Origin of the sequence: Streptomyces sp. MP131-18, from assembly GCF_001984575.1 — a bacterium.
Lineage (GTDB): Bacteria > Actinomycetota > Actinomycetes > Streptomycetales > Streptomycetaceae > Streptomyces > Streptomyces johnsoniae.
In genome coordinates this window covers 1,018,886-1,033,881 of the sequence record NZ_LZNS01000001.1, presented here as the reverse complement: position 1 = coordinate 1,033,881, position 14,996 = coordinate 1,018,886, and the positions used below count along the sequence as shown (strand labels likewise).

The window sequence follows — 14,996 nt, the reverse complement described above, 5'->3', positions numbered from 1 at the left end:
TCCTTGTTGTACAGCACCGATGTCGCACGGAAGCGAGGAAGCCGATCGTGGACACCGATCTCACCCTCACCAGCCAGGAACGGCTGGCCGACCTCGATCCCGCACAGCTCCACCGGCTCCTCGGTCTGGTGGAGTACGACGCCGCAGCCGACCCGTTCCCCGTCTCCGGCTGGGACGCGGTGGTCTGGTCGGTCGGCAACGCCACCCAGGCCGCGCTGTTCTACCAGGTGGTCTTCGGCATGGAGCTGGTCGCCTACTCGGGCCCGGAAACCGGCAACCGCGACCACCACGCCTACGTCCTGCGCTCCGGCGCGGTGCGCTTCGTCCTCAAGGGCGGCACCGATCCGGCCGGCCCGCTGCTCGACCACCACCGCCGCCACGGCGACGGCATCGTCGACATCGCGCTCGAAGTGCCGGACGTCGACCGGTGCATCACCCACGCCCGCGCCCAGGGGGCCACGGTGCTCGAGGAGCCGCACGACGTCTCCGACGAGCACGGCACCGTCCGCGTCGCGGCCATCGCCGCCTACGGCGACACCCGCCACAGCCTGGTCGACCGCTCCCGCTACGACGGCCCCTACCTGCCCGGTTACGTCGCCCGGACCTCCGGCTACCGGCAGCCGGACGGCGAGCCGAAGCGCGTGTTCCAGGCCCTGGACCACGTCGTCGGCAACGTCGAACTCGGCCGTATGGACGAGTGGGTGGACTTCTACAACCGGGTCATGGGCTTCACGAACATGGCCGAGTTCGTCGGCGAGGACATCGCCACCGAGTACTCCGCCCTCATGAGCAAGGTGGTCGCCAGCGGCAACCACCGCGTCAAGTTCCCCCTCAACGAGCCGGCCGCGGGGAAGAAGCGGTCGCAGATCGACGAGTTCCTCGACTTCTACCAGGGTCCGGGCGCCCAGCACCTGGCGCTGGCCACCGGCGACATCCTCACCACCGTCGACGTGCTGCGCGCCAGGGGCGTCGAGTTCCTCAGTACCCCCGACTCGTACTACTCCGACCCCGAACTGCGCGCCCGCATCGGCGAGGTCCGGGTGCCCATCGAGGAACTGCGCAGCCGCGGCATCCTCGTGGACCGCGACGAGGACGGCTACCTGCTCCAGATCTTCACCAAGCCGGTGGGCGACCGGCCCACGGTCTTCTTCGAGTTCATCGAGCGCCACGGTTCGCTCGGCTTCGGCAAGGGCAACTTCAAGGCGCTGTTCGAAGCCATCGAGCGCGAACAGGCCAAGCGCGGCAACTTCTGACCGACCGACCGACCGATCGACCCCCGACCGTTCGACCGACCGCGCCCGCGGTGCCGCTCCGCGCGAGCGGCACCTCCGGCGCGGTGGCGCACCCGTTCCCCGCCCCCGACCGGAAGGCCGCCCATGACCGCCGCCGCCCGCCACGGCACCACCTGGCTCGGCCTCGACCCGGCCCACCCCTTCGGCATCCACACCCTGCCCTACGGCAGCTTCACCACCCAGGACACTCCCGCCCGCCGCGTCGGCGTCGCCATCGGCGACCAGGTCCTCGACCTCACGGCCGCCGCCGAGGCGCTGCTGCCCGGCGACGCGGCGCTGTTCGCCGCCGGCACCCTCGACCCGCTGCTCGCGGCGGGCCCCGATACCTGGGCCCGCGTCCGCGCGGCCGTCACGGACTGGCTCGGCGACGAGCGCCACCGCACGGCCGTCGAGCCGCTGCTCCGGCCCGCGGGCTCCGTGGACCTGCACCTGCCGTTCACCGTCGCCGACTACGTCGACTTCTACGCCAGCGAGCACCACGCCACCGCGCTCGGCCGCATGTTCCGCCCCGACGGCGACCCGCTCACCCCCAACTGGAAGCACCTGCCGATCGGTTACCACGGCCGCGCGGGCACCGTGGTGCCCTCCGGCACGCCCGTCGTCCGCCCCACAGGCCAGCGCCGCACCCCCGAGGGGGACGTCGTCCTCGCCGCCTCCGCCCGGCTCGACATCGAGGCCGAGGTCGGCTTCGTCGTCGGCACCCCGTCCACACCCGGCCGCCCGGTGCCGCTCGCCGGCGCGGGCCGCCACCTCTTCGGCGTCTGCCTCGTCAACGACTGGTCCGCCCGCGACATCCAGGCGTGGGAGTACGTGCCGCTGGGCCCGTTCCTCGGCAAGTCCTTCGCCACCTCCGTCTCGCCGTGGGTCGTGCCGCTCGCCGCCCTCGGCCACGCCCGCACCGCGCCGCCGCCGCGCGACCCGAGGCCCCTGCCGTACCTGGACGACACCGCGGACCCGGCCGCCGAGCCCTGGGGCCTCGACCTCACCCTCCGCGTCACGCTCAACGGCCACCCCGTCTCCGCGCCGCCGTTCGCCGCGATGTACTGGACCGCCGCCCAGCAGCTCGCCCACCTCACCGTCAACGGCGCGTCGCTGCGCACCGGCGATCTGCTGGCCTCCGGCACCGTCAGCGGTCCCGGCCCGGGGGAACGCGGCTCCCTCATCGAGCTGACGGCCAACGGGGGCAGCCCGCTGACCCTGCCGGACGGCAGCACCCGGGCGTTCCTCGAGGACGGGGACGAGGTGGTCATCACCGCCGACGCCCCCGGGCCCGGCGGCACCCGGATCGGGCTCGGCGAGGTGCGCGGGCGCATCGCCCCGGCGGTGCCCTCGCCCTCCTGACCGACGCGCCCCCGCCGTGACCCCGCCGTGCGTCTGTGTTATGCATGAGTCATGCATGAATTGCGGCGTACGGCGAACCTCCTCGGGGCAACCGCGCTCACCGTCGCGGACACGGCGCTGACCGGCGCCGCCCGTGCCGCCGGCATCAGCCCCAGCGGCGCGGCGGCCCTCGTGGTCCTTTCGACGTTCCCCGGCCTCGGCAGCACGGGCCTCGGCCGCCACGTCGGCCTGACCCAGTCGGCCGCCGCCCGGCTCATCGACTCCCTGGCGTCCGACGGGCTGGTGCGGCGCCGCAAGGGCGCCGGGCGCTCGGTGCCCGTCACGCTCACCGCCGAAGGCGCCCGCGCCGCCCGCGCCCTGCTCGACGCCCGCGCCGAGCTCCTGACCGACCTGGTCGCCGTCCTCGACCCGGCAGAACGGGCGGAGCTGACCCGGCTGCTGGGCAAACTGCTGACCCGGCTGCACGACCGCGTCGGCGACGCGGACCTGATGTGCCGCATGTGCGACCGCCGCGCCTGCACGCACGGCGCCGCCTGCCCCGTCGGCCGGGCCGCCCGCGCCGCGCCGGACACCGGGACCGGCTGACGGGACCGGCCGATGGGACCGCTCCTCGCGCTCGGCTCCGCGCTGGCCTACGGCATCGCCGACTTCGGCGGCGGGCTGCTGGCCCGCCGCGCCCACTTCGCGGTCGTCGCCCTCCTCGGGCAGGTCGGCGGGCTCCTGGCGACCCTCGCCGCCGCACCGCTGTGGCCGGACCGCTCGCCCACCGCCAGCGACCTCGCCTGGGGCGCGTTGTCCGGCGTCGGCACCGGCCTGGCCATGGCGTTCCTCTTCCGCGGACTCGGCCGCGGCGCGATGAGCGTGGTCGTGCCCGTCAGCGCCGTGAGCGGCGTCGCCCTGCCCGTCATCACCGGCGTGGCCCTCCTCGGCGACCGGCCCTCCCTGCCCGCCTGGGGCGGTATCGCGGTGACCGTGCCCGCCCTCTGGCTGGTCTCGCGCAACGGCAGGGGCGGCGGCAGCGGAACGGGCGGCGCCGCCCGTGACGCCCCGGCGGCGACCACCGACGCCCTGCTCGCCGGAGTCGGCATCGCCGTGCAGTACCTGGCCCTCGCCCAGGCCGCGCCGGAAGCCGGTATCTGGCCGGTCGCCGCGGGCCGGGCCGCCGCCGTGGCGGCCGTCGCCCCGCTCGCCCTCGCCGGCCGCGCCCGCCGCTCCTGGGCGCCGCTGACGTGGCCGCTCGCCGCGGGCGCGGCCGCCACCGGGACGACCGCGGCCGGTGCCCTGGTCCTGTACTCCCTGGCCGTTCAGCAGCAACTCGCCGTCGTGGCCATCGTGCTGTCGTCCCTCTATCCCGCGGTGCCGGTGCTGCTCGGGCTGACGGCCCTGCACGAACGCGTCACCGCCCTCCAGGCCATCGGCCTCACCGGGGCCGCGGCCGCCATCACCCTGCTGGCGCTCGGCTGACGTCCCCGGCGCCAAGGGCGGGCCGGAAATGCGGTTGAGGCCGGGGACCGCCCTGTGTTTGCCTCGGTCCGCAATCCGGCAGCCGTGAGGAGCCCCAGGCAGTGACGACGTACACCTCCGCAGACATCGCCTACGACCGGGCGGGTCCCCGCGGCGAGCCGCCCGTCGTGCTGCTGCACGCGGGCGTCGCGGACCGCCGGATGTGGGAGCCTCTCTGGCCCGCGCTCACCGCGGAGCGCGACGCCGTCAGGCTCGACCTCCGCGGCTTCGGCGCCTCCGTGACCCGGCCGCGGGGCGCGCTCTCCCCGGCGGACGACGTGCTCGACACCCTGGCCGAACTCGGCATCGCCGACTGTCACCTCGTCGGTGCCTCCTTCGGCGCCGGCGTGGCCGTCGAGGCCGCGCTCGCGGGCCGGGAGCGGGTGCGCTCCCTGCTGCTCGTCGCGCCCGGCGGCTCGCTCATCCCCGGCGTCACACCGGACCTGCGCGCGTTCATCGAGGCGGAGGACGCCGCGCTGGACCGGGGCGACCTGGACGCCGCCGCCGAGGCGAACGTGACCTGGTGGGCCGTCGGCCCGCACCGGGAGGCCGACGCGGTCGCGCCCGAGGTCCGCGACCTGGTGCACCGGATGCAGCGGCGCGCGTTCGAGGTGACGGCCGGCTGGGACGACGTGGCGGAGGCGGAGCCCGAGCCGCCCGCCCTCGACCGGCTCGCCGAGATCCGCGTTCCCGTCCTCGTTCTCCTCGGCGCACTCGACCTCCTGGCCATTCACGACGCGGCCCGGCGGGTGGCCGCGGGCATCCCCGGGGCCCGCCGCGTCGACTGGCCCGACGCCGCCCACCTGCCGTCGCTGGAGCAGCCGGCGGAGTTCCTGACGCTGCTGCGCACCTGGCTGGCGGCCGAAGGAGCCTGAGGGCCCCGCGCGCCGCGGTGTCAGTCCCGCACCCAGAAGCAGAACGGGTGCCCCGCGGGATCGAGCAGCACCCGCACGTCCTCCTGCGGCTGGAACCCGGCGAGCGCCGCGCCCGCGCCGGTCGCGAACTCCACCGCCGCGTCGAGGTCGTCGACCTCGATGTCGAGGTGCAGCATCATCTGCTGCCGCCCGCGGACGGCGGGCCAGGCGGGCCGCTCGTAGACCGGCTCGGTCTGGAAGGACAGCCGGGCGCCGCCCTGCGGGGCGGCGAGTTGCACCCAGTCCGGCTCGTCCTGGGTCACCTCCCAGCCGAGCAACGACCGGTAGAAGCCGGCCAGTTCGCGGGCGTCCGGGGCGTCGAGGACGGGGGTCGGCGGACCGAGGCGCGGGCGGGTGCGTTCCGTGGTCATGCCCGCGAACGTAACGCGGGTCGCGGGCGCGGCGCACGGGTGGGCGACCCCCAGTTTCCCGGAGGCCGCGGCGGTGGGTATCTTGCAAGGACCGGGATCGGAGGGCTTGGGCCCGCCGCCCGGAAGCAGCACGGCGGCCCCGCGGTCGCCGCTCTCCGGGAACGGGTCCCGGTGGGAGTACGTGCATGTGTGGCTGGGATTGGATGTGTTGATGGTTACGGGAAAGGTCGTACGGTTCGACGAGCTCAAGGGCTATGGGTTCGTCGCACCCGACACGGGTGGCGAGGACGTGTTCATCCACGTCAACGATCTCGAGTTCGACAAGCGCCTGCTGGGGCCCGGCATGGTGGTGCAATTCGAGGTGGAGGAGGGGGACCGCGGCCTGAAGGCCAGCCACGTCCAGCTCCAGGAGGGTGCGGAACGGCCGATGTCCGCGCCGGTCAGAAGCTCCTCGGGCGTCTCGCCCAACGAGGAGCTGTGCGACGTGCTTTCGGTCCGTGAGTTCGTCGAGGAGATCACCGAGGCGCTGCTGCACGCCGCGCCGACCGCCACGGCGGAGCAGGTGCTCCAGATCAGGCAGCGGCTGATCCAGGTGGCGCATTCGCACGGCTGGGTCGACTCCTGACCAAGCCCGCATGACCCCGTTCCGGCGACGGGCCTCCCGGCCGCCGGAGCGGGGTTTTCGTATTCTGCGCCGCCGCGCGCCGCACGCGGACTGCCGCGCGCCGCCGGTGCCCGCCCCGGTGACGCGGTGCGCCCGCCCGGGCGCGGCACCCCTGTGGCAGGGGGCCGCGGCCCCGCCGCCGGCTGCCCGCGGAGCCGCTCCCGGCGGGCACCCAGCGCCCCCGCCCCCGCTCCGACCAGCACGTTCGCCCCTCCGGGGCCCCTCGGCCACCCCCTCGTGCGGCGCCTGCCCCGGGGCCGAGCTGGCCTAGGGGTCCTTGAGGGGTTTCCCGCGCTCGGGGGCACTTCATAGCGTGGGGTCCGCACGCTTCGACTCCGGGCCGGCAGCCGTCGGACGCGAAACCTCCCGCACCACCGACGGAGCAGTGAAGCGCTGGAGCAGTGGAGCACTAGAGCGCCAGGGGTGGAAACGCACATGAGAGGTTCGTCGACGGCCGGGGCCACCGGAGCCGGGTCCGCGGAAAGGGTGTCGCTGAGCGAACTGACGACGTCTGATTCGCCCCGGCGGTCGGGCACCGACGCGGAACACATCCGTCTCCTGGCCGAGTCGGCCGCCGAGCTGCCGCCGATCCTCGTCAACCGCCGCACCATGCGCGTCATCGACGGCACGCACCGGGTGCACGCGGCCGCGCTCAGGGGCGAGGACAGCATCGAGGCGGTGCTGCTGGACTGCGACGACGACGAGGCGTTCCTCCTCGCCGTGGAGGTGAACGTCACGCACGGACTGCCGCTGACCCGTGCCGACAGGACGGCCGCTGCCAAACGTATCATCGCCTCCCACGCCGACTGGTCGGACCGGGCGATCGCCTCGGTCACCGGACTGTCCCACAAGACCATCGGCTCGATCCGGCGCCGGTCGAGTGGGGAAATTCCCCAGTCGGCCACCCGGCGGGGCCGTGACGGCCGGGTGCGTCCCGTGGACGCCTCCGCCGGGCGCATCCAGGCCGGCCGGATGCTGGCCGACCGACCGGACACCCCGCTGCGGGAGATCGCCAGGGAGGCGGGTGTCTGTCCGGCGACGGTCCGGGACGTGCGCGCCCGCATCCAGCGCGGCGAGGCGCCCGTCCCGGCGGGCCGCCGCGTCGCGGTGGCGCCCGCGGCAACACCCCTGCGGCCGCAGGCGCGTGCCGAGGAGGAGGACGAAGGGCCGGAACTCTCGGTGCGGATTCGCAATCTGCGCAAGGACCCTTCGCTGCGCTTTTCCGAATCGGGCCGCACCCTGCTGCGGCTGCTCGACGCCTGCACCGTGGGGCCCCAGGAATGGCACCGTATCAGCGACAATGTGCCGCCGCACTGCGTGGAGATCATTGTGTCGGCCGCTCGTGAATGCAGCAGGGCATGGGAGGACTTCGCCGTGGAACTCGACCAGAGGCGCGGCAGACAGAAACCAGGTTGACGGTACGCAGGTTGACGGTACGGCGCCTGAAAGGCCGGAGCATTGTTGTGCTTTCTCGGTGGGCGGATTCCGGACGGGGTGTTCACTCGTTTCGTATCCGTGCCGCGTGATTGGTGATCCTTCATGACCTCAGAAACAGTTTTCGACATTTCCGTCGGCACGTGGGTGCCAGCCGCCCCGGACACCGTGTTCGCCTACGTCAGCGACCTGACGAGGAGCGGCGAATGGAGTCCCGAATGCCTGGGCGGTGAGTGGACGGAGGGCGCGCCCGCGGCCCTCGGGTCGGTATTCACGGCGCGCAACCACCGGGCGGCCGACGTGGTTTCCTGGGCCCCCGTCGTGCGCGGAGAATGGACCACTCAATGTGAGGTCGTTGCGTCGGAAGCCCCCCGCGTATTCAGCTGGGCGATGCGGGACAGTTCCGGGTGTCCGCAGGGAAGTGTATGGTCGTTCCTGATCGAGGCGGCGGCCGGGGGGAGCGTGTTGACCCACGCGTTCCGTATGAGTGATCTCACGGAAGGCATGCGTGAAATCCTGGCCAAGCTGAGCGGCGACGAGAAACAGCAGTTTCTCGCGGACTGGTCCGGCAAGCTCGACGGGGACATGCGCCGGTCGATCGCCCGGATCAAGACCGTGCTGGAATCCACCTCCTGATGGACGGATACGCACCGGAAGGCCGCGGACCACACCGCGCAGCCTCCCGCACCTAGCCGATCGCGTGAAGGGAAAGCTCAATTGTCGCAGGGGAATGCGGTCGACCATGAACATGTGATCGGCTGGCTCGACGACCCGTCGGAGCGGCGGGGTGTGCGGTTCCGCCAGGACGACGGCACCTGGCAGCGGCTCACCTACCGGGAGTTGGCGGCGCAGACGCTGCGCGCCGGGGCCGCGCTCGCCGACGAGGGCGTGCGCCCGGGGGACGTGGTGCCGCTCGTGCTCCCGGCCGGGCCCGACTTCGTGTCCCAGTTCTTCGGCCTGCTCGCGATCGGCGCCACGCCGTCGGTGCTGCCGCTGCCGCAGGCGCTGCGGGCGGGGGAGGGCTACCAGAACCAGCTGCGGGCCATCGCCGCCCGCATCCGCCCGAAGCTCGCCGTCGCCGACCCCAGGTACCAGGACGTCGTGCGCGAGAGCGTCGCCGAACTCGGCACCGCCACGCGCGTCGTGGCGCCGGTGCACGCCGACCGGGAGGACGCGGCGCCGCGCGCGAACGGCGAGCTGGCCGTCCTCCAGTTCACCTCGGGCTCCCGCGGCGCGCCCCGCGGCCTGCGGATATCCGTGGCCAACATGGCCGCCAACCTCCGCATGATCCAGAGCTGGATGGGCCTCGAAAGCCACGGCGCCGTCACCTGGCTGCCGCTGTACCACGACATGGGCCTGGTGGGCGGGCTGCTCGGCGGACTGACCGTTCAGGTCGAGCACGCCCTGATGCGGCCCGAGCAGTTCATCCGGGACTCCACCGGCTGGCTGGCCGAATACGGCCGTCACCCGTACACCAGCATGTGCATGCCCAACTTCGGATTCGAGCGGGTCCTCGCCCGCACCCGGCCCGAGCACCTGGACGGGCTTGACTTCGCCGGCCTGCGCGCCGTCGTCAGCGGCGCCGAGCGCATCGACCCGGCGGTGCTGGCCCGCTTCGTCGCCCTGCTTCAGCCCCACGGTTTCGACATCCACGCGCTGATGCCCGCCTACGGCCTGGCCGAGGGCACCCTCGCCGTGACCGGCGTCGGCCGGCAGCAGGTGCCCCGGCTGGTGCGCGCCAGCGGCCTCGAACGGCGCTTGGGGGAGAAGCTCGACGTCGGCAGCGTGGTGGAGCTGGGGGCCGAGCCCGTTTCCGAGCCCTGGTTGTGGCAGGTCAGCTGCGGCCGCCCCATGGACGGCGTGCGGGTCGACATCCTCGACGAGGAGGGCGCGCCGCAGCCGGAGGGGGTGCTGGGCGAGATCTACGTCGAGGGCCCCTCCGTGGCCGAGGGCTACGTCGACGCCACCCCGGAGGACCGGGCCAAGCTCGGCGACGGGAAGCTGCACACCGGCGACGCCGGCTTCCTCCTGGACGGCGAGCTGTACGTCGTCGGCCGCCTCGGCGACAGCGTGAAGATCAACGGGCAGACCGTGTTCGTCGAGGACATCGAACTTGAGCTGGTCGCCTCGGGCGCCATCTCGCGCAACCACGCCACCGTCGTCGCCGGTATCACCGCGGGCACGCCCACCGTGCTCGTCGTCACCGAACGCCCCCTGGGCGAACGCCTCGACGAAGCGCTGTCCGTCATCAGGTCGTTCACCGGCGACGCGGCGAGCGCCCGGGTCATGTACGTCAAGCGGGGGGCCATCCCCCTCACATCGAGCCGCAAGCCGCGCCGGAGGGCCCTGTGGCTGTCCTATGCCGCCGGCGAACTGAAGGAGCGTAAGGACTCGTGAGTTTCGTGGCCGCACCCCAATCCCCGGCCCCAGGGCTGTTCGCGGACGGGCCGTTCGGCGCGCGTGTGGAGGAGGCCCGCAAGGAGGTCGCGGGCCTGCTGACGCAGACCTTCGAACCGCTGGCGAGGGCCGCGGAGACCGAGGGCCGCTTCCCGCGCGCCGCGCTGGCCGAGCTCGGCGGCAGCGGGCTGTTCCGCAGACGCTGGGAGACCGCGCCGCACGGCGACCCCGGCCTCGGCGTCGTCATCGCCGAGGAGAGCGGGCGTCTCGGCTGGGCGAGCCTGTCCGTCGGTCTCAGCCTGCACTGCGAGACGGTGCTCTCCATCCTCACCCGCTACGCCGAAGGCCCGCTGCTGCGCGAGTACCTGGAAGGCGCGCTCGACGGGCGCCTCGTCGGCTGCCTCGGGGCCTCGGAGCCCACCGGCGGCTCCGATCTGAACGGCGTGCGCACCGTTGCCCGCAAGGTGCCGGGCGGCTGGCACGTCACCGGCGAGAAGAAGTACCTGTCCCTCGGGCTCGTCTGCGATTTCGCGCTCCTGCTGTGCCGCATCGACGAGGGCGAGGGGCCGGTCGCGGGCCGCCTCGGCCTGGTCGCCGTGCCCCGGTCGGGGCTCACCCCGAAGAAAAAGCTCAGCAAGGCGGGTACTGCGGCGCTCGACACGACCTGGATGGTGGTCGACGCCCGGGTCCCCGGCGAGGCACTGGTCGGCCGTCCTGGCGCGGGGCTCCTCGCCGCCATCTGGGGCCTCAACCACGAGCGGCTCTCCATCGCCGGGCAGACGGTCGGCGGCGCCGCCCGCGCCATCGGGCTGACCACCGCGCACCTGCACCGCCGCAAGCAGTTCGGCAAGCCGCTGATGGAGCACCAGGCGCTGCGGCTGCGCCTGGCCGAGCTGACCTCCCGGCTGGTGGTGCTGCGCTATTCGGTGTACGCCGCCGCCCAGGGCGTCGCGGTCCCCGGGGCCTGCGGCACGCGGGAGATCGCCGCGATGAAGACCACCGCCGCGCGGTTCGTCGAAGAAGTCATGAGCGAGTGCATGCACATGTTCGGCGGTCCTGGCTACCTCGACGACGAGACGCCGCTGTCACGCATGTGGCGCGACTCGCGGCTGGCCCGTCTCGGCGGTGGTTCCGACGAAATGATGTGGGAGCTGGTGGCCAGCGGGCTGGTCCCCGACTTCGCCGCCTATGACGAGAATGTCGAGCTGGGATGAAGCTGCTGCTGACCGGCATCACCGGGCAACTGGGCACGGCCGTCGCCGAGGCCGCCGCCGAACGCGGGGTCGGGATCGTTCCGGTGGTGCGCCCCGACCGGCCCGGGCTGATGCCCTTCGACCGGGCGTTCCCCGCCCTCGCCGCCGCCCGGGTCACCGGCGACGTACGCGAACCCGCGTGGGGCCTGTCCGAACGTGACCTGGACGAGCTGGCGGAGTCCGTCGACGCCGTCGTCAACCTCGCGGGCAACACCAACTGGGCGGGCAGCGGGCGCGATCTGTACGCCGTCAACGTGCTCGGCGCCCGCAACGGCCTCGACGTCGCGCGCGAACTCCAGCGCAGGTCGGGCCGCCGCGTCCTCTACACCTACGCCTCCTCCATCTTCGTGGCGGGCGGCGTCATCGGCCGCATCGCCGAGGAGCAGCTGGCCGCCGACCGCCACCGCACCGCCTACGAGCAGAGCAAGTGGCTGGCCGAGCGCGAACTGGCCAAGCAGCACCGGGCGGGCGACCCGGACGTGCTGATCAGCCGGGTCGCCGCGCTGCTGGGCGACTCCCGCACCGGCGCCACCCTCAAGCGCAACTCCCTGTACCTGCTGGCCGAGCGCTGGGACGACCTGCCGGGCAGGCTGCTGCCCGCCATGCGCGGCGCGAAGGTCGACGTGCTGCCGCGCGACATGGCGGCCGGTGCCCTGCTGGACGCCGTCACCGGCATGCTGCGCGGCGGTCCGCGGACCGAGCCCGTGGTCACCCACGTCGCCGCGGGCGAACGGGCCCCGACGATCCGCGGACTGCTCGAGGTGGCGCGCGCCCTGTCGCCGCTGTCGTTCGGCAAGTGGGTACGGCCGATGCCCGCCACCGCGGAGCAGGTGCTGTGGGTCTCGGCCAACGCGGAACGTTTCCTCCCCCTGAGCCAGGCGTGGCGCAACAGCATCATCGGACTGCGCTACATCGGGCTCGACCGCGTGATGGAGCGCGGGCGCCTGGCGGAGCTGCTGGACGGGCCGCTGCCCGCGCCCTCCACCGAGCTGCTCGCCCGCCTGCTGTTCGACCTCCCGGCGCCGCAGCGTCCAGTGGCGCCCGCCGACAGCGGATTGTCGAGGTTCCTCGCATGAACGTGTTGATACTGGGCGGCTCCGGCTACCTGGGCGCCGCCGTGGCGCAGGCGTGCGCCGCCTCCGGCGCGGAGGTCCGGGTGCTCTCCCGCAGCGGGCGGGCCATCGCGGGCGAGGCAGTCCGCGGGGACATCCGCATGCCGCGCCTCGGCCTTCCCGCGCGGGAACTGGCCCGGGTGCGCGAGGAGACCACGCACGTCGTGCTGTGCTTCGGTTCCGTGTCCTGGACCTCCGGGCCCGGCGAGGCGCTGGAGACCCACAGCTCCGGCATGCGGTCCGTGCTGACGTTCCTGCGCGGCCTGCCCGCACTCCGGCAGGCCGTGCACGTGTCCTCCCTGCTGGCGCTCGGCCGCGCCCAGGGCCGCGTCACCAACCGCGAGCTGTACACCGGCCAGCGCTTCCGCAACTGGTACGAGTACGGCAAGTACTGCGCCGAGCGGCACGTCCGCGACTCGCAGCAGGACCTGCCCATCGGCATCGTCAGGTTCGGTCCCGTGCTCGGGCCCGACCCGCGCGGCGGACGGCCGGACACCGAGCACGGCCTGCCCAAGGTGTTCCCGCACCTGCTCGCCGGCTACCCGGTGCACCTCGCGAGCCGTGGCGACTTCCCCTGCTGGGTCACCGACGTCACCTCCGCGGCGGACCTCGTGTGGAAGGCGCTCTCCGCGCCGATCGGCCGCAGCACCTGGACCTGGTTCGACCCGGCCAGGCCCACCCTCGGCGAGGTGTTCACCGAGGTGTGCCGGCCCTGGGGCGTCGTTCCCAAGATCGTCGAGGCCAGGCCGCTGGGCCGGTTCACGCGTTTCATCGGCGAACGCGTCGGCACCCCGCGGGAACTGGCCGATTACGCCGAGCCCTGGTTCGACCTGGACCCGGGCGTGCTCGATGACATTCCCGGGCCGTGGCCCGTGCCGGAAGCCGACTACCTGGCGGCGACCGGACGTGCCCTGCTCGGCCGCGCGGAAAGGGAGATCGGGGTATGAAGGAGAAGACCGTGTCGGTGGACACCGACCTCCACCCGTACTTCCGCATCTACTCCGCGGGCAACTTCGGCGAGGTCGCCCCTCAGCGGCTGTCCCCGATGTCATGGTCGCTGGTGGGCGACCCCATGGAACGCGGCACGCGCAAGCTCGCGCAGCGCCTGTGGGGCCGCCCCGCCTGGACCGAGGGCTCGCACTACGTCTTCGTCGGCTACTTCGGCTGCCGCCCCTACCACAATCTCGCGGCGTACTGCCACCTCTCGCGCGGTATCCCCGGACTGAGCGCGAACGACGTCACCGACGCCTACTTCGAGGGCATCGACTCCCCGGCGGAGATCACCGCGCTGCGCTCCGGGCGCACCCGCCGGCTGTCGGCAGCCACCAGGCTGCTGCGCGAACTGCGCGATATCGGGCCCCGCCTGCGGGCCCTGGAGGAGCGCGTCGCGGAACTGGAGTGGGCGCTGCGTGCCGCGACGACCGCGAACAGCCCGATCGCCCTGTTCAGCGTGCTGCGCGACGCCAAGCCCGTGCTGGAGGAGGCGTGGGCCGTCCACATCCTCACCACCTCGGGGTGCGTGCCCATCCGCGCGCTCCAGCAGCGCGTCTACGGCCGGCTCGCCCGCCACGGCGACGAGATCGCGCACTGGCTGACCCGCCCGCGGGAGCTCGTCTGGGACCGGCTGCACACCGCGGCGGCCACCATGGACCCCTTCGGCCCCGGTGACTTCCTGGACTCCTCCTTCTACGAGGTCGCGGATTCGAGCGACCCCTGGCAGGACTATGCCGTGCGGCACAAGCTGGCCGCCAACTCCGGTACGCAGGCGGCCGTCGCGCCGATCGAGCCGTCCGAGGCCCTGGCCGGGATGCTGTCCCCCTGGCGCAGCCGCACCGTCCGTTCGCTCGCCGTCGCCGTCGGCGAGGTGATGGCCGGGCGGGAGCACTCCAAGTCCCTCGCCATGCGGACCCTGCACATCTACCGGCGCCTGCTCCCCGAGCTGGCCGGCTCGCTCGGCGTCGACCCCGGCCACTGGCCGTACCTGACGATCCGCGAGTTCACCGACCTGGCCACGGACCCGGGCCTGGCCGCCCGCGCCCTGCCGCGCATCGCGGCCTGCCGCGTCGCGCTCGGGACCCCGATGCCGGAGCACCTGGACCTCAGCGACGGCGACGGAACGATCCGCCCCTGGCTGAGCGAGTCCCCTCAGACGCACCGGGGCGTCGCCCCCGGCATCGGCGTCGGCGTCGCCATGACACCGGACGGCGAACTGCCGGACGAGCCCGTCGTCATCGTCTGCTCCTCGGCCGACGCGGACATCGCTCCGCTGCTGCCCTTTGCAGAAGGCGTGCTCAGCGAGCGCGGCAGCGACCTGTCGCACATCGCGATCCTCGCCCGCGAGTACGGAATCCCGTGCGTCGTGGGATACCCCGGCGCGGCGTCGCTGCCTGCGGGCACCGCCGTGTCCATCAACGGCAGTACCGGAGAGGTGAACATCCTTGACCAGTCCTGAGAGCACCAGCGCCCCCACCGAGACCCTCACCGCCCTGGAGGAGGTCTACGCAACTGTCAAGCGCGTCAACCGCGACCTCCGTCCCACGGACCGCATCATCCAGGACCTGGAGGTCGACTCGCTCGCCACCCTGGAGATCCTGCTGGCGCTGGAGGAACGCTTCGGCGTCTCCCTCGTCGACAACCCCAGGGCCGCCAAGCTCCAGACCGTCGGCGACCTCGTCGGGCTCCTCGACGAGCTGCGCTCCGCCAAGACCTCGTGAC

General features: G+C 73.3%; 15 protein-coding genes. 14 read left to right on the top strand and 1 reads right to left on the bottom strand.

The window, feature by feature from the left end:
- Window positions 1–83: 83 nt before the first annotated feature.
- The 5 genes from hppD to STBA_RS04250 all read left to right on the top strand — a co-directional run bounded on the left by hppD (window position 84) and on the right by STBA_RS04250 (window position 5,011).
- A complete protein-coding gene (gene hppD, locus STBA_RS04270) occupies window positions 84–1,253 on the top strand; it encodes a 4-hydroxyphenylpyruvate dioxygenase (RefSeq protein WP_253195208.1) in 1,170 nt (389 codons plus the stop codon).
- A 123-nt stretch (window positions 1,254–1,376) separates the two neighbouring features.
- Window positions 1,377–2,633 (top strand): fumarylacetoacetase, encoded by a 1,257-nt coding sequence (fahA, locus tag STBA_RS04265; RefSeq protein WP_077057935.1) that lies wholly within the window; start codon window positions 1,377–1,379, stop codon window positions 2,631–2,633.
- A gap of 51 nt (window positions 2,634–2,684) precedes the next feature.
- Window positions 2,685–3,218, top strand: a complete 534-nt coding sequence (locus STBA_RS04260) for a MarR family transcriptional regulator (protein ID WP_077057934.1) — start codon at window positions 2,685–2,687, stop codon at window positions 3,216–3,218.
- A 12-nt stretch (window positions 3,219–3,230) separates the two neighbouring features.
- Window positions 3,231–4,097, top strand: coding sequence for an EamA family transporter (locus STBA_RS04255; protein ID WP_077057933.1), 867 nt, complete (start codon window positions 3,231–3,233; stop codon window positions 4,095–4,097).
- 101 nt (window positions 4,098–4,198) lie between these two features.
- Complete coding sequence (locus tag STBA_RS04250) at window positions 4,199–5,011, top strand: alpha/beta hydrolase (RefSeq protein ID WP_077057932.1); 813 nt, start codon at window positions 4,199–4,201, stop codon at window positions 5,009–5,011.
- 20 nt (window positions 5,012–5,031) lie between these two features.
- Here STBA_RS04250 and STBA_RS04245 read toward each other — a convergent pair whose 3' ends face one another.
- On the bottom strand, window positions 5,032–5,421 hold the full coding sequence (locus STBA_RS04245) for a VOC family protein (RefSeq protein ID WP_077063102.1): 390 nt from the start codon (window positions 5,419–5,421) through the stop codon (window positions 5,032–5,034).
- Window positions 5,422–5,632: 211 nt separating this feature from the next.
- Here STBA_RS04245 and STBA_RS04240 point away from each other — a divergent pair, with 211 nt between their 5' ends.
- The 9 genes from STBA_RS04240 (at window position 5,633) to STBA_RS04200 (ending at window position 14,995) form a co-directional block, all read left to right on the top strand.
- Complete coding sequence (locus STBA_RS04240; RefSeq protein WP_171987637.1) at window positions 5,633–6,046, top strand: cold shock domain-containing protein; 414 nt, start codon at window positions 5,633–5,635, stop codon at window positions 6,044–6,046.
- 474 nt (window positions 6,047–6,520) lie between these two features.
- Window positions 6,521–7,501 (top strand): ParB N-terminal domain-containing protein, encoded by a 981-nt coding sequence (locus STBA_RS04235; RefSeq protein WP_077057931.1) that lies wholly within the window; start codon window positions 6,521–6,523, stop codon window positions 7,499–7,501.
- 123 nt (window positions 7,502–7,624) lie between these two features.
- Window positions 7,625–8,155, top strand: coding sequence for an SRPBCC family protein (locus tag STBA_RS04230; protein WP_077057930.1), 531 nt, complete (start codon window positions 7,625–7,627; stop codon window positions 8,153–8,155).
- Window positions 8,156–8,269: 114 nt separating this feature from the next.
- Window positions 8,270–9,916, top strand: a complete 1,647-nt coding sequence (locus STBA_RS04225) for an AMP-binding protein (protein WP_171987636.1) — start codon at window positions 8,270–8,272, stop codon at window positions 9,914–9,916.
- Window positions 9,917–9,921: 5 nt separating this feature from the next.
- On the top strand, window positions 9,922–11,130 hold the full coding sequence (locus STBA_RS04220; protein ID WP_253194517.1) for an acyl-CoA dehydrogenase family protein: 1,209 nt from the start codon (window positions 9,922–9,924) through the stop codon (window positions 11,128–11,130).
- Complete coding sequence (locus STBA_RS04215) at window positions 11,127–12,245, top strand: SDR family oxidoreductase (RefSeq protein WP_077057928.1); 1,119 nt, start codon at window positions 11,127–11,129, stop codon at window positions 12,243–12,245. Before STBA_RS04220 ends, STBA_RS04215 begins: the two co-directional genes overlap by 4 nt.
- Window positions 12,242–13,228: an SDR family oxidoreductase gene (locus tag STBA_RS04210; RefSeq protein ID WP_107484972.1), complete on the top strand. Its 987-nt coding sequence runs from the start codon at window positions 12,242–12,244 to the stop codon at window positions 13,226–13,228. The genes STBA_RS04215 and STBA_RS04210 overlap by 4 nt, the downstream gene beginning before the upstream one ends.
- Window positions 13,225–14,733, top strand: a complete 1,509-nt coding sequence (locus STBA_RS04205; RefSeq protein ID WP_077057926.1) for a PEP-utilizing enzyme — start codon at window positions 13,225–13,227, stop codon at window positions 14,731–14,733. The genes STBA_RS04210 and STBA_RS04205 overlap by 4 nt, the downstream gene beginning before the upstream one ends.
- On the top strand, window positions 14,720–14,995 hold the full coding sequence (locus STBA_RS04200; protein ID WP_077057925.1) for a phosphopantetheine-binding protein: 276 nt from the start codon (window positions 14,720–14,722) through the stop codon (window positions 14,993–14,995). The genes STBA_RS04205 and STBA_RS04200 overlap by 14 nt, the downstream gene beginning before the upstream one ends.
- Window position 14,996 lies beyond the last annotated feature (1 nt).